Here is a 22,302-nt window from a genome sequence, read left to right on the forward strand (position 1 = left end):
AAGCCGATCTCCGATCCCAATACAGAATCGGCAACCTCACAGATCGCGACCACTCCCGAAAGGTGGTCCCACAACAGCGCTTACGCATCATAGCGTATTTTCGGACACTTTCAGATGGGCCACAGTCCCGCGAGAAGCGGAGCGTACGCGGCGAGCCTGCGGGATACGAACTCCGTGAAGAGCCGCACGCGCTTCGTCTTGCGTGTCTCCCCCTGCGTGAGAAGCCAGAGCGTTCCGTACATGTGCAGGTCGGTGCCCGGCACCCTCACCAGTAGGGGGTCGGCATCGCCGACGAAGCACGGCAGTGTCGTGATCCCGAGCCCTTGCCGTACAGCAACGATCTGCGCCTCGGCGTCCGTGGTCCTGAATGGTACCCCCGTGGTTGCGAACCTCACCCTCGCTGGCCCATTCCGGAATTCCATGAATACTTATAACGATCCACCGGATGGGATCAGGCGCGCCCGCACGCCACGCGGCTAGTCGATCGCAGGACATGTAGACGCCGCCGAACAGCTCCGGTCCCTTCAGGCCGTGAAGATTGAGCGGCAGGGTTTTGCGGTCGTAGACGACGCGGATCGCCACGTCGGCCTCTCGGTTGGTCAGATTTGCCAGCTCGCCGGACGACAAGATTTCCATCTCGATGTCGGGATGCAGACGCGCGAAATCGGCGAAGTCCGGCATGAGCAGGTGTGTCGCGAGGGGCGGTGCCAGCGTCACCCGCAGAAGCCCGCGCACGCTCTGGTCGCGCCCGAAGACGCGCGTCTCCAGCAAGTGCGACGACGCTTCCATCTGGTCCGCGAACTCGAGGACCTCCTCGCCCGCAGCCGTCAGGCGGTAGCCCGAAGGCAGCTTTTCGAACATCTGCACCCCGAGGCGTTCCTCGAGCTGGGCGACGCGTCGCAGTACGGTCGAGTGGTTCACACCGAGGCGCTCGGCTGCGGCCCGCACAGAGCCTCCGCGCGCGACGGCAAGAAAGTAGCGAATGTCATCCCAGTCGATCATGGTGCAATCCGGCACCGCACGGTGCGCCTTCCAAAGCCCGTATCTAACACATCGAACAGCAGTACGGGTGGTCATCATAGCCTATGTCGATGAGCGCGGCCCAATTCCGAACGGCGGACGCCGATCGTCGCGGCTGGCGTCAGTCGTCCAGCCGGATCGATTTCGCACCACCGATGTGCGCGCTTCCGCACTCAACAACTGACGCCGGCGGACCCATTTCGAGGTTCTCGGAGGCAGATGCTGTCCCGACACCACGAAAGGAGAAGTCATGGGAAAGCTTGAGGGTAAGGTGGCAGTCGTCACGGGTGGATCGAGCGGCATGGCGCTGGCGAGCGCCAAGCGGTTCGTTGAAGAAGGCGCCTATGTTTTCATCACGGGTCGGAGACAGGAGGCGCTGGACGAGGCCGTCAAGCTGATTGGCCGGAACGTCACCGGCGTGCGCGGCGACGCGGCCAATCTCGACGACCTCGACCGCCTGTTCGATACAGTCAAGCGGCAAAAGGGCAAGATCGACGTCCTGTACGCGAGCGCCGGCACGGGCGAAGCCGCCCCACTGGGCGAGATTACCGAGCAGCACTTCGATGCGGCCTTCAACCTGAATGCGCGCGGCACGCTGTTTACGGTTCAGAAGGCGTTGCCGCTGTTCAACGATGGCGGATCGATCTTCATGACCGGGTCAGTTGCTTCGATCAAAGGTTTTCCGGGTTACAGCGTGTATGCGGCGAGCAAGGCGACGTTGCACGCATTCGCACGCGGTTGGCTCAACGAACTGAAGGGCAGGAATATCCGGGTGAACGTGCTGCACCCGGGGCCGATCGCCACACCGATGCAGGACCAAGTCCTCACCGAGGAGGCGAAGCAGATGTTCGAATCCCTGATCCCGCGGGGAAAGATGGGTCGCCCTGAGGAAATAGCAGCGGCCGCGCTGTTTCTTGCTTCAGACGATTCGAGCTTCGTGAATGGGGTGGAGTTGTCTGTCGACGGCGGCTTCTCTGCCATCTGAATTCACGCCGGATCGCCGGAAGCGGCTGACCGTCCGGCCGCGCCGAAGTCGTTCACGACGGGACGTCTACGCAAAGGACGCCGCACAGCAGAACGGATAACCCAGCGCCGTTGAGGGCCGGGCAATCAATATCAACACGGATCGGAGAAGTGTTATGAGCTACGCGATTGTAGGATTCGGTAAGATAGGCCAGGCCCTCGCCCGGGCCTTCGCCCGTAAAAACGTCGACGTGACCGTCGCGAGCCGCCGGCCGCCCGAGGCGTTGGCGCCGCAGGCTCGGGCGATTGGACCCACGGTCGTCGCCAAGTCGCTGCGGGATGCACTCGAGGCCGACACAATCATCTTGGCGGTCCCGTTCGGGGAGCATCGCGAGGTTGCGAAGGTCCTGCCGAGCTGGAAAGGCAAGACGGTCATCGACGCGATGAACGCGTTTCCAGTCCCTGAAGAGCTGGACGGTCTCCCGTCCTCCGCCTTCGTCGCGAAGGCGTTCACCGGCGCCAAGCTCGTGAAAGGGTTCAATCACCTGATTGCGGCCACCCTGGCTGCCGATCCGATCGTCGAGGGCGGGCACCGGGTCGTCTTTCTGTCGAGCGACGACGAGGACGCGATCGCTCCCGTGGCGGCCTTGGCCAAACAACTCGGGTTCGCACCCGTCAAGCTGGGAAAGCTCAACGAGGGTGGCGCGCTGGTGCACGCACGCGGCCGCACTTGGGGCCAGCTCATCTTCCAGGACCTGTTCAAGAAGGAGCAGTAATCGATGTATGACCATGTGATTTGGCCCGGGCGATATGATCCGAAAACGTCGGCCATCTACGCACTCAACGACATTGACGTGAAGGCGCCGCCTGAAGTGGTCTGGAAGCTGCTCGTCGATGCCGAGAATTGGTCGAGCTACTTTCCCGCCGAAGATCAGGTCAAGATCCTGACCGGCAAGCCGGAACTGGCGCTTGAAACCAGATACAGCCGGGTGACGGTTGGCTTTCCGATGAGTCTGGTCGTGACGGAGTGTGAACCCTTCCGCAGGCTCGCGTGGGCGACGACCGTCGATGGCGACGAGACCGGCTCGAGCGCGTACCACGGCTGGGTCATCACTCCTACGGTCGATGGCTGCCATGTGCTGACCGAAGAAACGCAGCAGGGCCCTTGGTTCCTTGAGGAACTCGGGCGCAAGCATCCCGGTGCACTCTACCGCTATCACCAGGAATGGGTCGAAAGCCTCGCCCGCGCTGCGGAGGCGGAAGTGGTAAGCAAGGCAAGTTGATGCGCTTGTCTTGAGGCCTGGCCCGTTGCTTGGGCCGCAACGCTTTCGACCGAACAGTACTGGGCCCGCCTTCGTCCGAATATTGTCGGTACTCAACAGACGACGGGCGCTTCCAGCCTGGATCGGCAGATGATCACCCACCTACCATTGGAGATAAATGATATGAATATTGAACTCAGCGGCCGCAAGGCGATTGTCACCGGATCCACCGCCGGTATCGGCCGCGCGACGGCGGAGGGGTTGGCCCGTGCCGGCGCATCGGTCGTCGTCAACGGCCGTGGGAATACCCGGGTCGACGAGGCGGTGCGGCAGATGCGGCAGGCCTTTCCCGGAAGCGACATCTCGGGCATCGCCGCCGATCTTGCGACAGCGGAGGGTGCCGAGGCCTTGATCGCGCAGGCGCCGGACGCCGATATCCTTGTGAACAATGTTGGTACGGCTCACATCCGGAGCTACGGTGGCGTCGAGGACATCGCGAAGATCCCCGACGAGGACTGGCTTGGCCTCTTCCAGTTGAACGTAATGAGTGGCGTGCGCGTGACCCGTCATTACCTGCCGCGGATGGTGGCGAAAGGCTGGGGCCGCGTCGTGTTTGTGAGTAGCGAGTCCGCAGTCAACATCCCCAAGGAAATGCTCGACTACGGCATGACCAAGACCGCTCAACTCGCGGTCTCGCGCGGTCTCGCCGAGGCGGTCGCGGGCACGGGTGTCACAATCAACGCCGTCCTGCCGGGACCTACCCGCTCTGAGATCCTGGGCGACTTCATGGCGAAGCAGGCTGACGCAAACGGAATCACGCAGCAGGAGGCCGAACAGGGCTTCTTGAAGGCGATGCGTCCGACCACCCTCATCCAACGCTTCGCGACCACCGATGAGGTGGCCAACATGATCATCTACGCATGCTCGGAGCAGGCTTCGGCGACAACCGGCGCGGCTTTGCGGGTGGATGGCGGCGTGGTCCGCTTCGTCGCGTAGCTGCCGAGACGGTTATGGCGCCAATGGCGCCGACCAGCGGACGGTCGACGCCAGCGGCTGAGCGTCCCCTGAGTTTCACCTGCCCGGTGTCTTCAGGCCGAATGCTGGCCGTGACCTTCACCTGTTTCTCGACACACCCTGCAACAGGTCGAGGAAGGCGCGCACAGCGGGATTGGCGCGCCGGCTTTCCGGCCAGACCGCCGTGATATTGTGCCGCTCGACCGCATGGTTGGAAAGCACCGGCACCAATTCGCTGCGCGCGACATGGGGCGCCGCGATGAAGTTTAGCTCTTGATTTCAAAAGGAAATTTCCGCGATTTTCGAACCAACCGGGTTTCCGGCAACTATCGACATCAATCGGTCGATTTTTCGGAATCTCGCGCAATACGGCGCTCACCGGCTCAGCCGCGAAACACCATCACGGTGGATTTCGGCCAAGCGGAGCATCCCATTTCCGGGTCCACCCGACCGCCTCGTATTTGAAGCCTTGACTCATTAATCGCTATACAGCTATATAGCTTCATGGCAATTTACGAACCCACCCCTGACCGGCTGAACAGGGCCTTCTCGGCCCTCGCCGATCCCACGCGACGAGCGATCCTGGCCCGCCTTGCGACGGGCGAAGCCACGGTGTCGGAACTGCTGGCACCGTTCGAACTCAGTCAACCCACGATCTCCAAGCATCTTAAGGTGCTGGAGGATGCGGGTTTCATCGAACGCGGGCGTGATGCGCAGCGGCGACCGCGCAAGCTGGTGACAACGGCTCTCAAGGATGTTGCCGATTGGGTAGAGCCGTTTCGCAAGCAATGGGAAGACAGGCTCAACAATCTGGATCGCCACCTCGCAAAAATGGGCAAGAAGGAGAAGTAGCATGCTGGCAGGGATCGCGAACACCGATGTCATCCTCGACCGGGACACGCACACGATCATTCTGACGCGCGTGCTTGCTGCGCCCTGTGAACAGGTCTTTGAGGCATGGACGCGGCCCGAGCATGTGGCATGCTGGTGGGACCCATCAGGCGAACCGCTGGCACAATGCGAGATCGACCTGCGTCCGGGAGGAGCCTTCAGGTTCGTCAACGGGCATTCCCCTGGCCCCCACCAGTTCGCGGGCGTCTATCGCGAGATCGCACCGCCGCGTCATCTTATCTTCGAAGCAATGGGGGCGATCGGGCGCGTCATTCTCGAGGAGACTGGCGGCAAGACGCTTCTGACGGTGAGGATCGAATGCGGCTCGGCGGAGCGGTTCGAGCAATATCTGAAAATGGGAATCGACACCGGAACGGCCAAGACACTAGACAACCTCGTCGCATACGTCAGCGCAGTGGCGCAACGGACATCCAGTGCGTGGTCAACTGCTCCAAGCAGCGGCCAGTAATGTTACGATGCAACAATCAATCTGGACCGCGGCACATCCGGTTTTCGTGGCATACGGCATCACCTGCGTTGTTCTGTGCCTCAATCTTGTGATGCTCTGGGCTTCCAGCGGGGCGATCCGCGCCAAGGGTGGCCTGGCAATCAATCCGGAGGATGGCGCTCGCTATGGTGTACCTGTGTCAGAAATTGACCCGCCAACTGTCGCGCGGCTCCTGCGCGCACACCGGAATGCCGAGGCCACGATCTATCCATTTCTGCTGCTGGGCCTGCTCTTTGTTTTCACGGGAGGAAAGGCAGCAATTGCAATTCCCATTTTTGCAATTTTTGTAGTTGCCCGGATCGTACATTCGATCGTCTATCTGAAGGCCATGCAGCCTTGGCGCACGATTGCTTTTGCCGTCTCCCTCGTGGCAATCATTGTCTTGATGGGTGCCGTAGTCCACAATTTGCTTTTTGCCTGACCGGATCTGGCTTGGCACTGGCCAGCTCCGAGCGGCCCTCTCACTCCCACTCGATTCTCTCAACCATGGTAACGTGCTGTTTTAGAAGCACAAAGCTTTTCGGCCTTCGCCAAAAGACCGACTCCTCGATCCGTCAGAAATTTGCAGGGGAATTTCGATGGTTCGAAATCTAGTCGGTTCCAGCGACTACCGGCATGAATCGGTCGATTTCTCGTCTCATCGACCCCCTAGCGCAGTTTGGCGTTAGTGAGAGAAGTACCGTCGCTACGCGAGATCAGTTGGGCCGAACCTAAGAAAATGCTGCCAGCCTGCGCGATAAGACAATTCAGATAGGTGCACAAATCGGATACGGCCTTGCCGCAGGTTCAGGCCTCAATGAACTTCTGTATGCGATCCGCCACGATCCCCCCTGCGCGGCTGTTCAAGTGGACGCCGTCGGTGTGAAATAGCCAGCCATTTCTGCGGGCGACATCGTCCGGACCCTGCCGCAGCACGAGTATGCGAAACGCATCGCGGTAGAATGGAAGAAAGTTGAAGGCCGTAAAGGCCCGGCCAGGCGAGGTGCGAACCGCCTCCGTGATCGCCTCATGGAGCGGGATATAGAAGCAGCGTTCCTCGCGCGCGACGGCCGCCACGATCGCAGAATATTCCTCGATCCGCCGGTTGAGCTCGCTCTGGAACGGGTCGTCCGAATCCGGCGCTTCTCCTATCGGAGGAAGCGAGCAAAGGCCGATGTCCGCCGCCGTCTCGCGCTTCAGCCTGTGTGCTATCTCGGCCAGATTCTCGTGGAACCAATCGGGCGAAGGCGTGCGAGGGAGGCGCTTCCATAACGTAAAGAACCGCCGCACCTTGCGTGACACGAGCCCGAGAACGTCGTTACCGCCGACCCAGACGATGACCTTGCCGGGACGACAGGCGAGCACGTCCGGCAGCCGCTGCAACGCGTTATAGGCCAGGTCGCCGCCGACGCCGAAATTCCGGAACTCAAATTGCCCGTTGCCCGGCCGCCGGCGGAGCTCTGCGATCCAATCAAATGCCTGGCCCTTGCCAGCCGTGCTGCTCGACCCGAGGCACGCCACGATTTTTCGTTGAGAATTCACCATCGTGACTCGGCCAAGCCAGAGTGAGAAATCGTCGCCTTATGCTCTTCCCAAAACGGCTGGCCCAGGCGTGAGCGTCAAGTCGGACACCGAGGCGTTTCCAACGACCCACGGGCAGGCATAATAGTCTTCGATGCGGTCGATGACGCGACCGGCGACATGGACACGAACCGGCCACGCGACCTGCCACTGGTCGCCTCGCTGGAAAAGCACGAGCACGACAGGCTCTCCGTCGATCGCCCCGACCTTCATGATCCACGTCTCCGGGTTTCGTTCGTATTCGACGAAATAGGGAGAGCTTCTGAGCAGCCCGTCGAAACAGTCGGCAACCCGCAACCGGGCATCGGCGCTGGTCAGGCCCCGCACGCCATCCCAGTCATGGCGGTTGAAGAGGTCAACATAGCGCTGCAAGAGCCGCGCGGTGTCTGGATCCAGCGGACGGCTCGCTTCACCGGCAGGTTCAGCGGGCAAGCCGGCGAGCTTCGACCGTCCACGGGAGAGCGCGGATTTGACGCCGCCAATCGTCGAGTCCACGAGTTCTGCGGTCTCTTCCAGCGAGTAGTCGAACACATCCTTCAAGAGCACGCAGGCGCGCTCCTTGGGCGGCAGGTGACCGACCAGCCGTTCGATGGCGCGATGGGCATCAGTGGTCGCCGGCTCGGCAACGATGACGCCGATGTCGTCCGAATAGGCGCTTTCCGCTCGCTCACGCGCATGGCGCCGCCTCAGAAAGTCAATGCAGCGATTGTGAGCGATGCGAAACAACCAGGGTTTTAGCGTGCTCGCATCATCGAGGGTCTCGATCTTCGTATAGGCCTCGAACAGCGTCTCCTGCATGAGATCCTCACCGTCGAGCCGTGAGCCGGTCATGCGCGCGCAATAGCGATGCAGTTGGGCGCGGACGCCTGACACCGTCTCGAGGAAGGCTCGATAACGCGCGTCGAATAGGCCGATCGGTCGCTCGGGCATGTCCTTCACCTGCCACATCTTAGCGTCGTTTCAATTTGCCAGTCATGCGACCTCCTGACCTTTAGCGCGTGTTGCCGCGGTTGCGGTCAGACCGAGCTTGGGGCGAACCCATTGTGCAAACCGCTCGATCGCGTCGTCGGCTTCGGGAGCGCGGCCGGCCATCATCTGGAACGAGTGCAGCATTCCCGGAAATACGTCCAGGCGCACTTCGACGCCGGCGGCCTTCGCCCGGTCGGCGAGCACCCGGCTGTCGTCGACCAGGGTTTCGTCTCCACCCGCTTGCAGATAAATCGGCGGCAGGCCCTTGAGATCGGCAAAGATCGGGCTGGCGAATGGATCTCGAGCATCGACCCCGTCGAGGACTTGCGATGCCAGCATCTCAACGGCCGCCTTCTGGAAAAAGGCGTCCTTCTCGCGGTTGGTTTCGTAGGAGTGCCCACTCGCCGACAGATCATGCCAGCCAGAGATGCTGAGGATGGCGGCCGGCAGCGGCCGTCCGGCATCACGAAGTTTCAGCGCCGCCGCAACGATCAGGCCCGCGCCGGCGGAATCGCCTGCAGCTATGGTGTGCTTCGGCGCGATACCCTGCTCGGCCAGCCACTCGAACGCGGTCACGGCCTGCTCGATCTGGCGCGGGAATTTGCTCTGGAAAAGGTAGTCGTAAGGGGCGAGCAAAGCGTAACAGCCAATCGCCTTAGCAAGGTGTCCGACCATCTTGCGATGGGTCCAGATCGATCCGCCGACATAGCCACCGCCGTGCAGGTAAAGCATGACCCGATCTTTGGCCGCCGTTTTTGGCTGAACCCACAGCGCGGTCTTGTCGCCGAGTTCGGTCTCGATGTAATCGACGCCGCCCGGTTCTGCCGTCAAGGCAGACCACTCGGAGGCTTCTTGCGGCGATTCTCGACCGCTGCGCCAAGCCTCGGCGAGCGTTTCGTAGTGGATCTTGTTGGCCAGGCTCTGCTTGCTGTTCATTGTCACGCTCCAATTCGTTCAGGAGGGCGACGTTCAGGATGACCGCGCCCATCAACAGCTAAGACGGACGAGCTGAGCGAAAGGATACGTCGCCGGCAGATGCGTCGATCTGCACCGGCCCGATCCCGGCGGCAATGGCAGCGCTGCCTTTGCCCCTTGCCGTCATTGGCCGCAAATGAACATTTACCTTGTCGTTCCTCTTCGTGCGGTATCGACAATGTCGGCACGGCGACCAAGGCGAGGCAGTTCGGGTTGCCCGTCCCTCAATTCCTGCGCCTCTCAAGCCGAGGAGTAAACGATGCGCATCTTCTCCATCATAGCCCACCCGCGTGCCAACAGCTTTTGCCACGCAATTTCCGCACGCGTTCGCAACGCGCTGGTCGGCGACGGCCACATTATCGAACATCACGATCTCTATGTGGAAGGCTTCGATCCGTGCCTGACCGCGGAAGAGGCCTACACGGTCGGCGACACGCTGGAAAAAGCGCTTTCACGCGCCGAGGATCACGTCTTACTCCAGCACCGGACGCAAGTCGCGAATGCGGACGGTCTGCTGATCGTCCACCCGAACTGGTGGGGGAAGCCGCCTGCAATTCTGGCGGGCTGGCTCGATCGCGTTCTGGTTCCTGGTGTCGCCTATCGCCTGAAAACCGCGGATGGGTTGCCCGAAGGCCTTCTATCGATCAAGAAAGCCATTGTCTTCAATACTTCCGATACCAATGCGGCGAGAGAGGTGAACGACCTCGGCGACCCGCTCGGGCTGATCTGGGGACGATGCGTCCTCCCATATTGCGGGGTTCTGGAACACGAACGACATGTGTTCAGGCCGGTTGTCGGCAGTTCCGAGGCGCGACGGGAGAACTGGCTCGAGGAAGCCACTGCCAAATGCCGGACCATGTTCGGGGCAAAGTTGAATGCAAATACGTCCGCTCCGTCGGCAATTCTGTCATGACCGTGCTCGCCCGAATTTCGGCTCCCATCCACTTCGGGCCTATCCAAGCACGCGGCGCAGATCCTAATGCCGGCGACGTATCCTTTCGCTGGATTCGTCCGTCTTAGCTGGTTGATGGGCGATGATCTCCAAGATCAGCCTCCTGAACGAATTGGAACAGGATACACCACGAAAAGCTCGTGGAGGCTTGGCGCAGCTGTCGAGAATTGCCGCCGGAAGTCTCAGAGTGGACGGTTTTGACGGCAGAACCGGGCGGCATCGGGACAGCGAGGACAATCGCATTATGATCACCAGCAGATGACGCACGCACCTATCATGACCGCAACTTGCTCTTGCGGCGGCGTCGAACTCAAAGCGTTTGGCAGGCCGATCGTGAGCAGCGTCTGCTACTGCGACGACTGCCAGAAGGGAGCTGATCAGATCGAATCTTTGCCGGGTGCTGGCGCCATACGCGATCCCGATGGCGGCACCGCATACATCCTCTATCGAAAGGACCGCATCGAGTGCTCCAAGGGGGCCGAATTGCTCAGGAGCTACAAGCTTAAGGAGACATCGGTTACGAATAGGGTTGTCGCCACGTGCTGCTATTCGGCGATGTTCATGAACTTCGATAGAGGCCCGCACTGGGTCTCGGCATACAGAGCGCGGTTTCACGGAGAACTCCCGCCACTGCAATTACGGCTTTGCGCGAAGTTCAAGCCGGACAGCGATGTCCTTCCCGACGACGTGCCGAGCCACCGGGGCTATCCCCGGGGGTTAGTCGTTAAGCTTCTGGCATCGCGCGTGGCGATGTTGCTAGGTCGATAGACCGGACTCGCCTGATCAAGAAGGTCGCCGCATTTTCGGCCCCGAGAACTGATCGTGGGTGGGTTTCGAATCTGTCGAAGACGATCGATGACAAACGTTCGCCGTAGTACGCCGCAATATCCCGTGGCATCCAATGTTACTCCCCTTCACTCCCACTCGATGGTGCCCGGCGGTTTGCTCGTCACGTCGTAGACGACGCGGTTGATGCCGCGCACCTCGTTGATACCTTGGTGGCGCTGGCCGGGCGGTTCGAACGTGCCCTCTACTGCGTCAATGCTCCGGCTTGCCACCGCCAAGGCACATCATGGTTTAGAAGCTTGGCTGAGACGCTCGAAAGTGAAGTACCCAACCCATACGTCACTCGTTTCTGGAGTTTGATCGTGGAGGGTAAAGGCCGCCGCTATTCCCGCTTTTTGCGCGCTTGCAACGAGCCTACAATGCCGGTTTGCAACGCCATGTAAGCAAAAGGCGCCCCGAAAGGCGCCTCTTAATCGCTTGATTCCCTTCAAGGAAACTGGAGCGGGTGAAGCGATTCGAACGCTCGACCCCAACCTTGGCAAGGTTGTGCTCTACCCCTGAGCTACACCCGCTCGCGCGGCTTTTTGGGCCGCAAGCCGCGCTTATATGGCTGAAGAGCGCGGCGATTGCAACAGGGAATTCGCAGGCTTTTTGCTTCGCCGGCAATGCGGACAAGCCCTGCCGCGAGACGTCGCAAGGCAATCACCCCCGCCTTGCGCGACGGGCTTGTCTCGGCGGCATCATTGGCCGTAAACGGCGTTAGCCGAACAAGCCGTTGAAAGCGGGCCATCAGAAGAAAGACCGATGCCGAAGACCGAAGCCGAACTTTTCGCCTTTCTCTCAGGACTCGGGATCGAGGTATCGACCCGGCACCATCCGCCGCTGTTCACGGTCGCCGATTCGCAGGCGCTGCGCGGCGAGATTGCCGGTGGCCACACCAAGAACCTGTTCCTCAAGGACAAGAAGGACAATTTCTTCCTGGTCAGCGTCGACGAGGAGGCGGTGGTCGATCTCAAGCAGATCCACCATCTGATCGGCGCTGCCGGCCGCGTGTCCTTCGGCCGGCCGGAGATGCTGATGGAGCTTCTCGGCGTCGCCCCGGGCGCGGTCACGGTGTTCGGGCTGATCAACGACACCGAGCGAAGGGTCAAGGTCGTTTTGGACGAGGAGCTGATGAGCCATGCGGTGGTCAATGCCCACCCGCTGACCAACGAAGCGACGACTTCCATCGCTGCCGCGGACCTGGTCAAATTCGTCGAGGCAACCGGACATGATGCTGTTATCTTGAAAGTCTCGGCATGATCGCCACATGGGTGACTGAAACCGGGTTCTAAAGAAGGATGTTGCGCCCGTCCCTTGGCCGGCGGCGCGACCGAAAGGCGACGAGATGAGCGATAGCAACCCCTTTGGCGGCCCGTTTGGCAGCAATGGCGGCCAGTATGCCACCACCGTGCAATATGGCGGCACCGATGCCGCGCGTGAGAAGGTCGCACTTGCGGAGGCGCCGGCCGACGTCATCAAGGACACAACGACCGCTGGATTTGCCGCCGACGTCATCCAGGAATCGCGTCGCCAGCCGGTGCTGGTCGATTTCTGGGCGCCGTGGTGCGGCCCCTGCAAGCAATTGACGCCGCTGCTGGAGAAGGCGGTGAAGGCCGCCGGCGGCAAGGTCAAGCTGGTCAAGATGAATATCGACGACCATCCATCGATCGCGGGCCAGCTTGGCATCCAGTCGATACCGGCGGTCATTGCCTTCAAGGACGGCCAGCCGGTCGACGGCTTCATGGGCGCCATTCCCGAGAGCCAGATCACGCAATTCATCCAGAAGGTTGGCGGCAAGAACGGTGGCGCGCCGCAAGTGGCCGAGGCGCTGGCCGCGGCCGCCGAAGCGCGCGACGCCGGTGACGTGCAGACAGCGGCCGACATTTACGATGCCATCCTGGAACAGGCGCCGGAGACGATCGAGGCGATCGCCGGCTTGGGCGACCTGCTGTTCGAGGCCGGCGATGCCGAAGGTGCCGAGGCGGTGCTGGCGCGGGCGCCGGAAGCAAAGAAGGATGCGCCCCAGCTCGCCGCGCTGCGGGCCAAGATGGCGCTCGCCGCGCAAGCCGCGGCACTGGGCAATCCGGCGGAACTGGAACGGCGGCTGGCCGAAAATCCCGGGGATCACCAGGCACGGTTCGAGCTTGCCATGATCCAGAACGCCAAGGGTGATCGCATGGCGGCGGCCGACAATCTGCTGGCGATCATCAAGGCCGACCGCTCGTGGAACGACGACGGCGCCAGAACCCAGTTGCTGCAGCTCTTCGAGGCATGGGGCATGACCGACGAAGCAACGCTGTCGGCACGGCGCAAATTGTCCTCGCTGCTGTTTTCCTGAGCCGGCGCAGACTGTTTTGTCGCGCGGGCTTGCGGTGGGCCGCGGCTGCGCCAGATTAGGTTTTCGGACGGCGTTCGATTTCGGGTTTCCAGTGTTGCGCCTTGTGCCGGCCGGGAGGAGACGGATTTGGTGCGCTTCCTGACAAAGCGATCGGAGGATTGAGGTGCAGGCGGGAAACGCACATTACCGACTCGCTGCGGACTTACCGTCGACCATGCCGATCTTTCCGCTCGAGGGCGCATTGCTGCTGCCTGGAGGCCGCATGCCGCTCAACATCTTCGAGCCGCGCTATCTGCAGATGGTCGACGAAGCGATCGCCGGGCCGCGGCTGATCGGCATGATCCAGCCCAGCCTCGACGGTGCGCTGCGTTCAGACGGCGAGCCGGAGCTCTGCAATGTCGGCTGTGCCGGGCGTATCATTGCGCTGTCCGAGAGCGGCGACGGCCGTTACCTGATTTCGCTGCAGGGCGTGTGCCGGTTCCGCATTGTCCAGGAGCTCACGGTCAAAACACCGTTCCGCCAGTGCCGGCTGACACCTTTTCTCGCCGATCTCGACGAGGAGCAGGCAGACGCCGAGATCGACCGGCCGGCGCTGCTCAAAGCGTTTCGCGCCTATCTGCAGGCCAACGATCTGGAGGCCGACTGGGAAAGCGTCAGCCGCGCCGAAAACGCCATGCTGGTCAACGCACTGTCGATGATGGCGCCCTACGGGCCGGCCGAGAAACAGGCGCTGCTCGAAGCGGCCGATCTGAAGACACGCGCCGAGACGCTGATCGCCATCACCGAAATGGCGCTGGCGCGCGACAATGAGGATTTCGGTTCGAGTTTGCAGTAGGCTCTTGCCTTCTCCCCTTGTGGGAGAAGGTGGATCGGCGCGCAGCGCCGAGACGGTTGGGGGGTGCTGGACGGAGTGCCGCCGGTGCCAAGCTGGAACACCCCTCATCCGACCGAGCTTCGCTCGGTCACCTTCTCCCGCGAGGGGAGAAGGTGGGCCGCGCGCAAAAACCTGAAGCGGTCGCCTTGTGGAAGGATGGATCGGATGGCGGATGGACGTGACGGGAACAGGACTGTCGACCCCAAGCTGCTGGAACTCTTGGCCTGCCCGCTGACCAAGGGGCCGCTTGCCTGGGATCCGGAGCGCGGCGAGCTTATCTCGCGGGTGGCAAAGCTTGCCTATCCGGTGCGGGACGGCATTCCGATCATGCTGCCATCGGAGGCGCGTGTCATCACCATAGACGATGCCATGCCGCCGCCGCCGCGCCTGGGTGGAACGCCCTGAGTGCTGCGGTTCAGAACCGCTCCGTTGCGATCTTTCGCGCCTCTATTGAAAATTGCGCCCTTTGGGCATGACCTTCTCTGCCTTTCCCAATAATTCCGTTTGCGCGATGCTATCGGGCCGAACCTCGTCTGCACGGCTCGACAGTCTGTCCGCAGGCTTTGCCTCTTCCAGCAGAACCGACAGCCACGGCGTCAGATCCTCGACCTTCTCGGCGACGATATGGATGACGTCCGATTCCGATTGCAGTTTGCCGGTGACGCGGATGAGACGCGCGCCCATGACGATGGGGCGGAAGCGGTTGAAGGTCCTTTCCCAGAAAATGATGTTGGCGACCGCATTCTCGTCCTCCAGCGTCAGGAAAATCGCCTTGCCATTGCCCGGCCGCTGCCGCACCAGGACAAGGCCGGCGACCGAAACGCGCCGGCCGTCCCGCACCTGGCCGAGGCGCGCATTGGGCGTAACTCCGGACCGATCCAGCCTTTGACGCAGGAAGGCGACCGGGTGCGCCTTCAGCGACAGGCCGAGCGAGCGGTAATCGTGGACGACGTGCTCGCCGAGCGGCATTGTCGGGAGCCTGGTCTCTGGCTCGAGATCGCGCAAGCGGATCGCCGGCTGGTCGAACAGCGGCAGCTTTTCGGCGGCACTCTTGCCGTCGAGCGCGCGGACCGCCCATAGAGCGTCGCGCCGGTTCAATCCAAGCGAGCGGAAAGCGTCGGCCTGCGCCAGTTTTTCGATCTCGTCGACGTTGAGGCCCGAGCGCAGCCAGACGTCGCGCACGGATGCATAGCCGGCGCCGCGCCTCGACACAAACGCTTCCATGCGCTCCTTCGACAGGCCCTTGACCTGGCGAAAGCCAAGCCGGACGGCATGGCTGGTCCGGATGACGCCGCGCATCTGGGCATGGCGGTCAAGGATACGATCCGGATCGAAAGGCGATTGCTCCAAGGCGCAGTCCCAGCCGGAAAAATTGACGTCGACCTCGCGGATCTCGACGCCGTGGTCATGCGCGTCGCGGACAAGCTGGGCCGGCTGGTAAAACCCCATTGGCTGGGAATTCAGGATCGCGGCGCAGAACACGTCGGGATAGAAGGTCTTGAACCAGCAGGAGGCATAGACCAGCAGGGCGAAGGAGGCGGCGTGGCTTTCGGGAAAGCCGTATTCGCCAAAACCCTCGATCTGCTTGAAGCAGCGCTCGGCGAAGTCTTTTTCGTAGCCCTTGGCGACCATGCCGTCGACCATTCTCTTGCGGTAATTGCCGATCGTGCCGGTGCGCTTGAACGTCGCCATGGCGCGGCGCAGTTCATCGGCCTCGCCCGGCCTGAAGCCGCCGGCGACGATGGCGATCTTCATCGCCTGCTCCTGGAACAGCGGCACGCCCAGCGTCCTGCCGAGTATTTTTTCCAGTTCCGGCTTGGGATATTCGGGTTTTTCCTTGCCTTGCCGCCGGCGCAGATAGGGGTGGACCATGTCGCCCTGGATGGGGCCGGGCCGCACGATCGCCACCTCGATGACGAGGTCGTAGAAGCTTTTCGGCTTGAGCCGCGGCAGCATCGACATCTGCGCGCGCGATTCGATCTGGAAGACGCCGATCGTATCGGCGCGGCAGATCATGTCGTAGACATGTTTGTCCTCGGCCGGCAGAGTGGCCAACACATAGGGCCGGCCGTACGCGTCCCGCGCTTGCGGATAATGCTCCCGGAGCAGGGTGAAGGCGCGCTGCAGGCAGGTCAGCATGCCGAGCGCCAGTACGTCCACTTTAAGGATTTTCACCGCGTCGAGGTCGTCCTTGTCCCACTCGACCATCTTGCGCTCGTCCATCGCCGTCTTGACGATGGGCACGATCTCGTCGAGCCGGTCCCTGGTGATGACGAAACCACCGACATGCTGCGACAAATGACGGGGAAAGCCCATGATCTCGTTGGCGCATTCGATCACATGACTTGTCGATGGATCGGTCTGATCGAGGCCGCCGGCCTTTGTCTCCTTTTCGCCGAGCTCCGAGGTCGACCAGCCCCAGATCGAGCTGGACAGTGCGCCCCGGACGTCGTCCGACAGGCCCATCGCCTTGGCCACTTCGCGCATCGCCGAGCGGCCCCGGTAGCTGACGACGGCGGCGGCCAGCGCGGTACGCTTGGTGCTGTATTTGGAATAGATGTACTGGATGACCTCCTCGCGCTTTTCATGCTCGAAATCGACGTCGATGTCGGGCGGTTCGTTTCTTTCCTCGGAAATGAAGCGCTCGAAAAGCGTGTCGATCTTGTCCGGGCCGACTTCGGTGATGCCAATGCAGAAGCAGACGATCGAGTTGGCGGCGGAGCCGCGCCCCTGGCAGAGAATGTTCTGGCTGCGGGCGAATTTGACGATGTCGTGGACGGTCAGGAAATAGCGCGCGTAGTTCAGGCGTTCGATCAGAGCGAGTTCCTCCTCGATGCGCTGCGTCACAAAAGCGGGTACGCCCGAGGGGTAGCGGATGGCGGCTCCCTCCTTGGCCAGCCTTTCCAGCTCGGCCTGCGGCCCGAGACCCGATTCCGTCGGCTCGTCGGGATAATTGTATTGCAGGTCACTGAGCGAGAAGGTCAGCTCGCCGGCAAAACGCAGCGTTTCCGCCAGCGCTTGCGGATGCCTGCGGAAAAGCCGTGCCATCTCCACCGGCGGCTTTAAGTGACGCTCGGCATTGGCCGCCAACTCCAGCCCCACCTCGGCGACGGGCACATTGAGGCGGATCGCCGTCAGCACGTCCTGCAGCGGGCGCCGTTCCGCCGTATGGTAGAGAACATCGTTGGTCGCCATCAACGGGATGCCGGCCAGCTCGGCCATCGCCGCCGCCTGCTCGATCCGGAAGCGGTCGTTGCCGCGGTAATCCGGCGAAACCGCCAGCCGCAGGTTTTCGCCGAAGCGATCCTTGAGCCGGCTAAGCAGTGCGAGGCTGGTTTCCGCATCCGCCGATAGATCCGGCAGGATGGCCAGCGACAGGAGATCGCCCCATTCGAGAAGATCGCTCTGTTTGAGGAGCGTTGCCCCTTTTTCGTTTTCGTCACGCAGATTGGCCTGCGTCAGCATGCGGCAGAGATGACCCCAGCCCTTGCGGTCTTGCGGATAGGCGAGGATGTCCGGCGTGCCGTCGCAAAAAACCAGGCGGCAGCCGGGATGATAGGAAACACCCTCCACCTTGGCCTGTTGCCAGGCGCGCACCACGCCCGCCACCGTGTTGCGGTCGGCGAGACCGATCGCCGAAAACCCCAGGAATTTTGCCGCGACCACCAGCTCCTCCGGTTTCGAGGCGCCGCGCAAGAACGAGAAGTTCGACTGGATGCCGAATTCGGCATAGGGGATGGCCGTCAGCGCATTCATGCGAAGATCCCATGCATGAACCAGCGCGGCGAAGGCTGCGAGGCGCCGTAGAGGCCCTGGCGATAGAGCCAGTAACGGCGGCCATCGGCATCCTCGATGCGGAAATAATCCCGGGTTGGCTCATCTTCTCGTCCCGCCGCCCCTCGCCACCATTCAGGCGCGATGCGCTCCGGCCCTTCAGCGCGCGCGACCCGGTAGAGCGCGCGCCGCCAGCGGAAGTTCAAAGGCGGGCCTTCCGGCATTTCGGTGGCCGGCACCTCGATCGGCTCGGGCGAACGGAAAAGCCGGATCGGCCGTTCCGGCTGGAAGACGGTCGAGGGAGCGTCCTTCGCCTTGTCGGGCTGCTTCGGCGGCGAGCTTCTCTGCGGCGCCTCCGTAAAGGGAAGGGTGGCGACGGCGCGCTCCGGCAAATGGCTCTCGACGGCGACCGGCTTCAAGACCGCGCCTTCGCCGAGCCGGGCGCGAATGCGGTCGGCAAAAAGCGCGATATCGGCACCGTCGTCGTTCGTCTCGCCGGCAAGGTCGGCCTGCTGCATGTCGAAGGCGGCGACAGTCAGCACCGAAAGGCGCACGAGATCGAAGCCATAGCCGGCGTCGATGTCCTGTTCGAGCGCGGCAAGCCTTTCGTGGAACAATTTCTGGATCAGCCGCGGCTCGCGCAGAGGCCGCGAGGTGCCGACGGCGATGCGGCTGACGCCGCCATCGACGCGGAAGAGCAGCAGCGCCAGCCGCCTTGCGCCCTCGCCGCGACGCTCGAGGTCGCTCTTCAAGGTGGTCGCCAGCATGCCTGTCAGCCGCTCGATGTCCTCGGTCAGCATGATCGGTTCGGCAAGGTGACGCTCGACCGAAAGCGGTGCCACCGGCAGGCGCGGCGACACGGCCTCCTCGAGGCGGCCAAGCGCCTGGTCGAGGCGCAAGAGCAGCGATGCGCCGAAGCGGCGGGCCAGCGGCGCGCGCGGTGCTGCCATGACGGCGCCCGCCGTGCGCAGGCCGACGCTTTCGAGGCTGGCGCGGACCTCCGGGCCGATGCGCAGCGCCGCCAGCGGCAAGGGCGCGAGAAGCGCTTCCTCCTCGCCATCGGGAACGATGCGGTCGCCGGCAAACCGCGCCGCCGCCCAGGCAGCACCAGGCGTGGCGGCAAGCCCGGCGCGGACATCGAAGCCCTGATGGAAAAAACGCGACAGGATATCGTCCAGCATCGAGCGTTCGCCGCCGAAAAGATGGGTGCAGCCGGTGACGTCGAGATAGAGGCCGTCGGTCCCGTCGAGCGCCACCAGCGGGGTATAGCGGTCGCACCAGTCGGCGAGGCCTTCGAGCAGGCGCCGGTCGGCCTCCGGATCGGCCTCCACGATGTCGATCGAGGGATGCATGGCGCGCGCATCGGCTATGCCCATGCCGCGCTTCAGATTAAGCGCCTCGCCCCGCTCGTCGAGGGCGGCGATGCGCTGGGTGTTCCCTTGGCGATGGCTGACCACCAGCGGCAGGTGATCCGACGGCCGGGAACGCCAGGACCGCCCCAGACGCTGCCGCAGGATCCTCTCGGCGGCGAGATGCGGAAACCACAGGGACAGGATTCTTTGGCCGTTCTGGGGTCCATTCCTGAGACCTTCTTTCCTCGCCCCGTCTTTCTTCGAATATGCGTTCATCGGGGTTCCACTCCAGTGTGAATTTTCCGGGCAAGGCAGTGCGGCTCTTGCCGATGGTGACGGTGAAGGCGGGCCGGCCGATCGAGCCGGCGAGCGGGCCGGCAATCGTCTGGCGCGCTGCCGCCGGTGCCGGCGACAGGACGAGGCGGACCGGCGCTGCCGTCGGCTCGGGCTCGCCGGCCTGGCGCAGCAGGAACAGCGGTCGGCCCGCACTCTGCGCCCGGGCGTGCAGCCGCCGCGTCGCGGTGAGGTCAAGCCGCTGCGGGCTGCCGCGGATTTCGAGGATGACAGCGGCCAGCGCCGTCATCCGGGCAGCCTCCTCGGCGATCCACAGCGCATCGAGCAGCCTTGGCGCCTCGGAAAACAGCAATTGCTCCGGCTCGATGCCGAAGAAGGCGTGAAGCCCCCTGGCATAGGGAAAGCCGGCCTCACGGAAAACCTCGGATGTGCCGATCCACAGCACCGGCAGTCGCGGCCCCTGGCTGAGGATCAGGCTGACGAGCGACAAGGCAAAACCGGCGACGGCCCCGGCATCGCGGGTCGCGGCGCCATGAAACTCGCTCAGCGCCGCCTTCGGCAGGCCGCCGCTCAGCGCAGCATCGAGGCGCTCGGCGCCGGTGCGCAAAAACGCATCGGGCGGCGCCACGGCGAGGCCGCGGCGGACAATGGTCAGATTCCGAGCGGGTGCCGGATGCCGAGAGGGTGCCGGACTCTGACGAGGGACATCCGCGTCAAACGACGAACCGGCCGGCGCCTCCAGGCGTTCGGGCAAGGTCCCTTCGATCTTCGCGATCTGGCGGCGCAGGGCAAAAACAGTCTCCCGCGCCACGGCGCTTGTCGCCATGACGGTCAGCTTCCACTCACAATTGTTCCTGTTATGTTCCTATAGATTCCAGAGGCAGCCCGAAGAGTCAAGCGGAGTCATGGGGAATTTATTCCTGTAGTGGGGCATGACACGGGCCCTCCAGTCCGATCATTTGCCGAGTCCGGCCCGAAAGCCTATATGCCGGGATCAAAGGACAAAGCATGGCTCGCATCTACCAAACACGCATCTGGCACGACCAGCTTTCGCCAACGATGGAGGAAATCGAGCTCCTGGCGCTGGAGGCCTATGCCCATCTGCCGGAGGAGTTTCGCAAGCTGACCGGCGAGATCGTCATCCAGATCGCCGAATTCCCGACCGACGAGATCATGGACGACCTTTCGCTGGAAACGCCCTTCGACCTGCTCGGCCTGTTCGAGGGGCGCGGCATCGCCGAGCGCTGGAACCCGCAGACCGGCGAGGGGCCGAACCGCATCACGCTCTATCGCCGCGCCATCCTCGACTACTGGGCCGAGAACGAGGAAACGCTGGGCGACATCGTCACCCACGTGCTGATCCACGAGATCGGCCACCATTTCGGCCTGTCGGATGACGATATGGAGAAGATCGAGGAGGCAGCGGAGTGAGCGACCCCGCTCCTCGTCATCCTAGGGTACTCCGCGACGTCGCTTCGCGACTGCTTCGCCTTAGGATGACGAAGGACGAGCGCTTCAGCGAACCTCCCTACCAGTCGCTGAGCTTGGTGTCGGGGCCGTATTCCTGGCCCTCGATGTCCTTCACCACCGCCTGACCGCAGCGCATGGTCTTGGCCTCCTTGTCATAGGCATAGGTCGGCGAGCCGAACAGGTGCCAGCCCTTGTTCAGCGCCGCCGTCACCTTGTGGCAGAAGCTGGCATCGTCCGGGCCGGACAGAAAGCGGTAGAGTTTCATTCTTCAATCCTGTCGTCAGTTACCATTAGTCATGCGCGAACAACGGCGGCCTTCGCCAGCAGTTTTTCGGCCTGCGCCAGATGCAGCCGCTCGACCATCTTGCCGTTCAGCGCGATCACCGCCTTGCCGGTATTTTCAGCGCGCGCGAAGGCATCCTTGACGGCGCGCGCCTCGGCTATTGCTTCGGGCGACGGTGCAAAGGCGCGGTTCGCGGCCTCGATCTGGGCCGGATGGATCAGCGACTTGCCGTCAAAACCCATGGCGGCCGCTTCCGTGCACTCGCGCGCAAAGCCGTCCATATCGCTAAAATCATTGAAGACGCCATCGAGCAGGTCAAGGCCGCCGGCGCGCGCGGCGAGCACCATCTGCATCAGCCATGGCACGAGATAGCGCCGGTCGGGCGTGGCGAGAATGCCTGTGTCCTTGACCAGATCATTCGTTCCGGCAACGAAACAAACCAGTCTAGAGGCCGGGTCGCGGCCGAGCTCAGCGATCGGCCCGATGTTGAGCAGCGCTTTGGGCGTCTCGATCATCGCCCACAGCTTGACCTCGTCCGGGATAAAATTGTCGTCGAGCACGTCGCCGGCCTCGAGGATGTCGCGCGGCGTATCGACCTTGGGCAGCAAGATGGCGTCGGGCGTGCATTTTGCCGCGGCCAGCAGGTCGGCGCCGCCCCACTCGCTCGACAGCGCGTTGATGCGCACGACCATCTCGCAGCGCCGGTTGGAAAGGCCGGCGAAAATCGCCGCCAGCTTTTCACGCGCGGAAGGCCTGTCGACCGGGGCGACGGCGTCCTCGAGATCGATGACGACGGCATCGCAGGCCAGCGACGGGATTTTTGCCAGCGCCTTGTCGTTCGAGGCCGGGACGTAAAGCACCGAGCGGCGCGGGCGATAGCTTTCGGTGGTCATCTCCGATCTATGCCGCCTGCAGCTGGCCGAGGCAAGCCGTGCATAAAAACTGCACGCAATTTCGGAAAATCTCCTCGTCTCC

At 62.7% G+C, this 22,302-nt stretch carries 22 protein-coding genes, 1 tRNA gene and 3 pseudogenes; 14 read left to right on the forward strand and 12 right to left on the reverse strand.

The features are described 5' to 3' along the window. Positions 1-110: 110 nt before the first annotated feature. Positions 111-1,002, reverse strand: a pseudogene (locus NKH21_RS29700) (LysR family transcriptional regulator). Between the two features lie 268 nt (positions 1,003-1,270). On the opposite strand from NKH21_RS29700, the gene NKH21_RS29705 reads away from it, so the two are divergent. The 4 genes from NKH21_RS29705 to NKH21_RS29720 all read left to right on the forward strand — a co-directional run bounded on the left by NKH21_RS29705 (position 1,271) and on the right by NKH21_RS29720 (position 4,241). Beyond that, positions 1,271-2,005 (forward strand): SDR family NAD(P)-dependent oxidoreductase, encoded by a 735-nt coding sequence (locus NKH21_RS29705; RefSeq protein ID WP_352869428.1) that lies wholly within the window; start codon positions 1,271-1,273, stop codon positions 2,003-2,005. 154 nt (positions 2,006-2,159) lie between these two features. Then, the gene (locus NKH21_RS29710; RefSeq protein ID WP_352669108.1) at positions 2,160-2,759 is read left to right on the forward strand and encodes an NADPH-dependent F420 reductase; all 600 of its coding nucleotides are present in this window, start codon (positions 2,160-2,162) and stop codon (positions 2,757-2,759) included. A gap of 3 nt (positions 2,760-2,762) precedes the next feature. Further along, positions 2,763-3,266 (forward strand): SRPBCC domain-containing protein, encoded by a 504-nt coding sequence (locus NKH21_RS29715; protein ID WP_352669106.1) that lies wholly within the window; start codon positions 2,763-2,765, stop codon positions 3,264-3,266. Positions 3,267-3,428: 162 nt separating this feature from the next. Then, entirely contained in the window at positions 3,429-4,241 is an 813-nt protein-coding gene (locus tag NKH21_RS29720; protein ID WP_352669103.1) for an SDR family NAD(P)-dependent oxidoreductase, read from the forward strand. Positions 4,242-4,358: 117 nt separating this feature from the next. Here NKH21_RS29720 and NKH21_RS29725 read toward each other — a convergent pair. After that, positions 4,359-4,523, reverse strand: a pseudogene (locus NKH21_RS29725) (LysR substrate-binding domain-containing protein); the annotation flags it as partial. Positions 4,524-4,763: 240 nt separating this feature from the next. Between NKH21_RS29725 and NKH21_RS29730 the strand changes: the two are divergent. From NKH21_RS29730 to NKH21_RS29740, 3 genes are read left to right on the forward strand one after another with little or no spacing between them, the layout of a single operon-like run. After that, positions 4,764-5,111, forward strand: a complete 348-nt coding sequence (locus NKH21_RS29730) for an ArsR/SmtB family transcription factor (RefSeq protein WP_352669099.1) — start codon at positions 4,764-4,766, stop codon at positions 5,109-5,111. A gap of 1 nt (position 5,112) precedes the next feature. Beyond that, the gene (locus NKH21_RS29735; protein WP_352669097.1) at positions 5,113-5,619 is read left to right on the forward strand and encodes an SRPBCC family protein; all 507 of its coding nucleotides are present in this window, start codon (positions 5,113-5,115) and stop codon (positions 5,617-5,619) included. A 7-nt stretch (positions 5,620-5,626) separates the two neighbouring features. After that, positions 5,627-6,079, forward strand: coding sequence for an MAPEG family protein (locus NKH21_RS29740; RefSeq protein ID WP_352669094.1), 453 nt, complete (start codon positions 5,627-5,629; stop codon positions 6,077-6,079). A 365-nt stretch (positions 6,080-6,444) separates the two neighbouring features. Here NKH21_RS29740 and NKH21_RS29745 read toward each other — a convergent pair whose 3' ends face one another. Genes NKH21_RS29745 through NKH21_RS29755 form a run of 3 tightly spaced genes read right to left on the reverse strand, consistent with a single transcriptional unit; the run spans position 6,445 to position 9,123 of the window. Then, a complete protein-coding gene (locus tag NKH21_RS29745) occupies positions 6,445-7,158 on the reverse strand; it encodes an SGNH/GDSL hydrolase family protein (RefSeq protein ID WP_352869432.1) in 714 nt (237 codons plus the stop codon). 60 nt (positions 7,159-7,218) lie between these two features. Next, complete coding sequence (locus tag NKH21_RS29750) at positions 7,219-8,148, reverse strand: sigma-70 family RNA polymerase sigma factor (RefSeq protein ID WP_352869434.1); 930 nt, start codon at positions 8,146-8,148, stop codon at positions 7,219-7,221. A gap of 42 nt (positions 8,149-8,190) precedes the next feature. Next, complete coding sequence (locus NKH21_RS29755; RefSeq protein ID WP_352669088.1) at positions 8,191-9,123, reverse strand: alpha/beta hydrolase; 933 nt, start codon at positions 9,121-9,123, stop codon at positions 8,191-8,193. Positions 9,124-9,421: 298 nt separating this feature from the next. Here NKH21_RS29755 and NKH21_RS29760 point away from each other — a divergent pair, with 298 nt between their 5' ends. Both NKH21_RS29760 and NKH21_RS32905 read left to right on the forward strand, forming a co-directional pair. Beyond that, the gene (locus NKH21_RS29760) at positions 9,422-10,075 is read left to right on the forward strand and encodes an NAD(P)H-dependent oxidoreductase (RefSeq protein ID WP_352869436.1); all 654 of its coding nucleotides are present in this window, start codon (positions 9,422-9,424) and stop codon (positions 10,073-10,075) included. A 315-nt stretch (positions 10,076-10,390) separates the two neighbouring features. After that, entirely contained in the window at positions 10,391-10,882 is a 492-nt protein-coding gene (locus NKH21_RS32905; RefSeq protein WP_502911924.1) for a GFA family protein, read from the forward strand. A 146-nt stretch (positions 10,883-11,028) separates the two neighbouring features. On the opposite strand, the pseudogene NKH21_RS32910 reads toward NKH21_RS32905, so the two are convergent. Next, positions 11,029-11,184: pseudogene (locus NKH21_RS32910) on the reverse strand (GMP synthase (glutamine-hydrolyzing)); the annotation flags it as partial. A 213-nt stretch (positions 11,185-11,397) separates the two neighbouring features. Beyond that, a tRNA-Gly gene (locus NKH21_RS29770) sits at positions 11,398-11,472 on the reverse strand. A gap of 232 nt (positions 11,473-11,704) precedes the next feature. Between NKH21_RS29770 and NKH21_RS29775 the strand changes: the two genes are divergently transcribed. The 4 genes from NKH21_RS29775 to NKH21_RS29790 all read left to right on the forward strand — a co-directional run bounded on the left by NKH21_RS29775 (position 11,705) and on the right by NKH21_RS29790 (position 14,559). Next, entirely contained in the window at positions 11,705-12,202 is a 498-nt protein-coding gene (locus tag NKH21_RS29775) for a prolyl-tRNA synthetase associated domain-containing protein (protein WP_352869438.1), read from the forward strand. Between the two features lie 85 nt (positions 12,203-12,287). Continuing rightward, on the forward strand, positions 12,288-13,280 hold the full coding sequence (gene trxA / locus NKH21_RS29780; protein ID WP_352669081.1) for a thioredoxin: 993 nt from the start codon (positions 12,288-12,290) through the stop codon (positions 13,278-13,280). Positions 13,281-13,443: 163 nt separating this feature from the next. After that, complete coding sequence (locus NKH21_RS29785) at positions 13,444-14,115, forward strand: LON peptidase substrate-binding domain-containing protein (RefSeq protein WP_352669079.1); 672 nt, start codon at positions 13,444-13,446, stop codon at positions 14,113-14,115. A gap of 204 nt (positions 14,116-14,319) precedes the next feature. Then, complete coding sequence (locus NKH21_RS29790) at positions 14,320-14,559, forward strand: Trm112 family protein (protein ID WP_023675986.1); 240 nt, start codon at positions 14,320-14,322, stop codon at positions 14,557-14,559. A gap of 42 nt (positions 14,560-14,601) precedes the next feature. On the opposite strand, the gene NKH21_RS29795 is transcribed toward NKH21_RS29790, so the two are convergent. From NKH21_RS29795 to NKH21_RS29805, 3 genes are read right to left on the reverse strand one after another with little or no spacing between them, the layout of a single operon-like run. Beyond that, positions 14,602-17,910 carry an error-prone DNA polymerase gene (locus NKH21_RS29795; protein ID WP_352669077.1) on the reverse strand — a complete coding sequence of 1,103 codons (3,309 nt, stop codon included), beginning with the start codon at positions 17,908-17,910 and terminating at the stop codon, positions 14,602-14,604. Next, complete coding sequence (locus NKH21_RS29800) at positions 17,907-19,385, reverse strand: DUF6504 family protein (protein WP_352669074.1); 1,479 nt, start codon at positions 19,383-19,385, stop codon at positions 17,907-17,909. Before NKH21_RS29800 ends, NKH21_RS29795 begins: the two co-directional genes overlap by 4 nt. After that, a complete protein-coding gene (locus NKH21_RS29805) occupies positions 19,318-20,400 on the reverse strand; it encodes an ImuA family protein (protein WP_352669072.1) in 1,083 nt (360 codons plus the stop codon). Before NKH21_RS29805 ends, NKH21_RS29800 begins: the two co-directional genes overlap by 68 nt. A 182-nt stretch (positions 20,401-20,582) precedes the next feature. Between NKH21_RS29805 and NKH21_RS29810 the strand changes: the two genes are divergently transcribed. Then, complete coding sequence (locus NKH21_RS29810; protein ID WP_023721935.1) at positions 20,583-21,005, forward strand: metallopeptidase family protein; 423 nt, start codon at positions 20,583-20,585, stop codon at positions 21,003-21,005. Between the two features lie 97 nt (positions 21,006-21,102). On the opposite strand, the gene NKH21_RS29815 is transcribed toward NKH21_RS29810, so the two are convergent. Further along, positions 21,103-21,309, reverse strand: a complete 207-nt coding sequence (locus NKH21_RS29815; protein ID WP_352458330.1) for a DUF1737 domain-containing protein — start codon at positions 21,307-21,309, stop codon at positions 21,103-21,105. A 29-nt stretch (positions 21,310-21,338) separates the two neighbouring features. Further along, entirely contained in the window at positions 21,339-22,220 is an 882-nt protein-coding gene (locus tag NKH21_RS29820) for an HpcH/HpaI aldolase/citrate lyase family protein (protein WP_352869442.1), read from the reverse strand. Positions 22,221-22,302 lie beyond the last annotated feature (82 nt).

It is taken from the genome of Mesorhizobium sp. M1329 (assembly GCF_040318035.1).
Lineage (GTDB): Bacteria > Pseudomonadota > Alphaproteobacteria > Rhizobiales > Rhizobiaceae > Mesorhizobium.

Bases quoted from the DNA above. Each gene is read 5' to 3' on its own strand.
- NKH21_RS32905 (WP_502911924.1), top strand. From the start codon at position 10,391: ATGACCGCAACTTGCTCTTGCGGCGGCGTCGAACTCAAAGCGTTTGGC.
- NKH21_RS29705 (WP_352869428.1), top strand. From the start codon at position 1,271: ATGGGAAAGCTTGAGGGTAAGGTGGCAGTCGTCACGGGTGGATCGAGC.
- NKH21_RS29730 (WP_352669099.1), top strand. From the start codon at position 4,764: ATGGCAATTTACGAACCCACCCCTGACCGGCTGAACAGGGCCTTCTCG.
- NKH21_RS29740 (WP_352669094.1), top strand. From the start codon at position 5,627: ATGCAACAATCAATCTGGACCGCGGCACATCCGGTTTTCGTGGCATAC.
- NKH21_RS29755 (WP_352669088.1), bottom strand. From the start codon at position 9,123: ATGAACAGCAAGCAGAGCCTGGCCAACAAGATCCACTACGAAACGCTC.
- NKH21_RS29715 (WP_352669106.1), top strand. From the start codon at position 2,763: ATGTATGACCATGTGATTTGGCCCGGGCGATATGATCCGAAAACGTCG.
- NKH21_RS29810 (WP_023721935.1), top strand. From the start codon at position 20,583: ATGGCTCGCATCTACCAAACACGCATCTGGCACGACCAGCTTTCGCCA.
- NKH21_RS29805 (WP_352669072.1), bottom strand. From the start codon at position 20,400: ATGGCGACAAGCGCCGTGGCGCGGGAGACTGTTTTTGCCCTGCGCCGC.
- NKH21_RS29795 (WP_352669077.1), bottom strand. From the start codon at position 17,910: ATGAATGCGCTGACGGCCATCCCCTATGCCGAATTCGGCATCCAGTCG.
- NKH21_RS29790 (WP_023675986.1), top strand. From the start codon at position 14,320: ATGGCGGATGGACGTGACGGGAACAGGACTGTCGACCCCAAGCTGCTG.
- NKH21_RS29710 (WP_352669108.1), top strand. From the start codon at position 2,160: ATGAGCTACGCGATTGTAGGATTCGGTAAGATAGGCCAGGCCCTCGCC.
- NKH21_RS29750 (WP_352869434.1), bottom strand. From the start codon at position 8,148: ATGCCCGAGCGACCGATCGGCCTATTCGACGCGCGTTATCGAGCCTTC.
- NKH21_RS29815 (WP_352458330.1), bottom strand. From the start codon at position 21,309: ATGAAACTCTACCGCTTTCTGTCCGGCCCGGACGATGCCAGCTTCTGC.
- NKH21_RS29720 (WP_352669103.1), top strand. From the start codon at position 3,429: ATGAATATTGAACTCAGCGGCCGCAAGGCGATTGTCACCGGATCCACC.
- NKH21_RS29820 (WP_352869442.1), bottom strand. From the start codon at position 22,220: ATGACCACCGAAAGCTATCGCCCGCGCCGCTCGGTGCTTTACGTCCCG.
- NKH21_RS29760 (WP_352869436.1), top strand. From the start codon at position 9,422: ATGCGCATCTTCTCCATCATAGCCCACCCGCGTGCCAACAGCTTTTGC.
- NKH21_RS29735 (WP_352669097.1), top strand. From the start codon at position 5,113: ATGCTGGCAGGGATCGCGAACACCGATGTCATCCTCGACCGGGACACG.
- trxA (WP_352669081.1), top strand. From the start codon at position 12,288: ATGAGCGATAGCAACCCCTTTGGCGGCCCGTTTGGCAGCAATGGCGGC.
- NKH21_RS29775 (WP_352869438.1), top strand. From the start codon at position 11,705: ATGCCGAAGACCGAAGCCGAACTTTTCGCCTTTCTCTCAGGACTCGGG.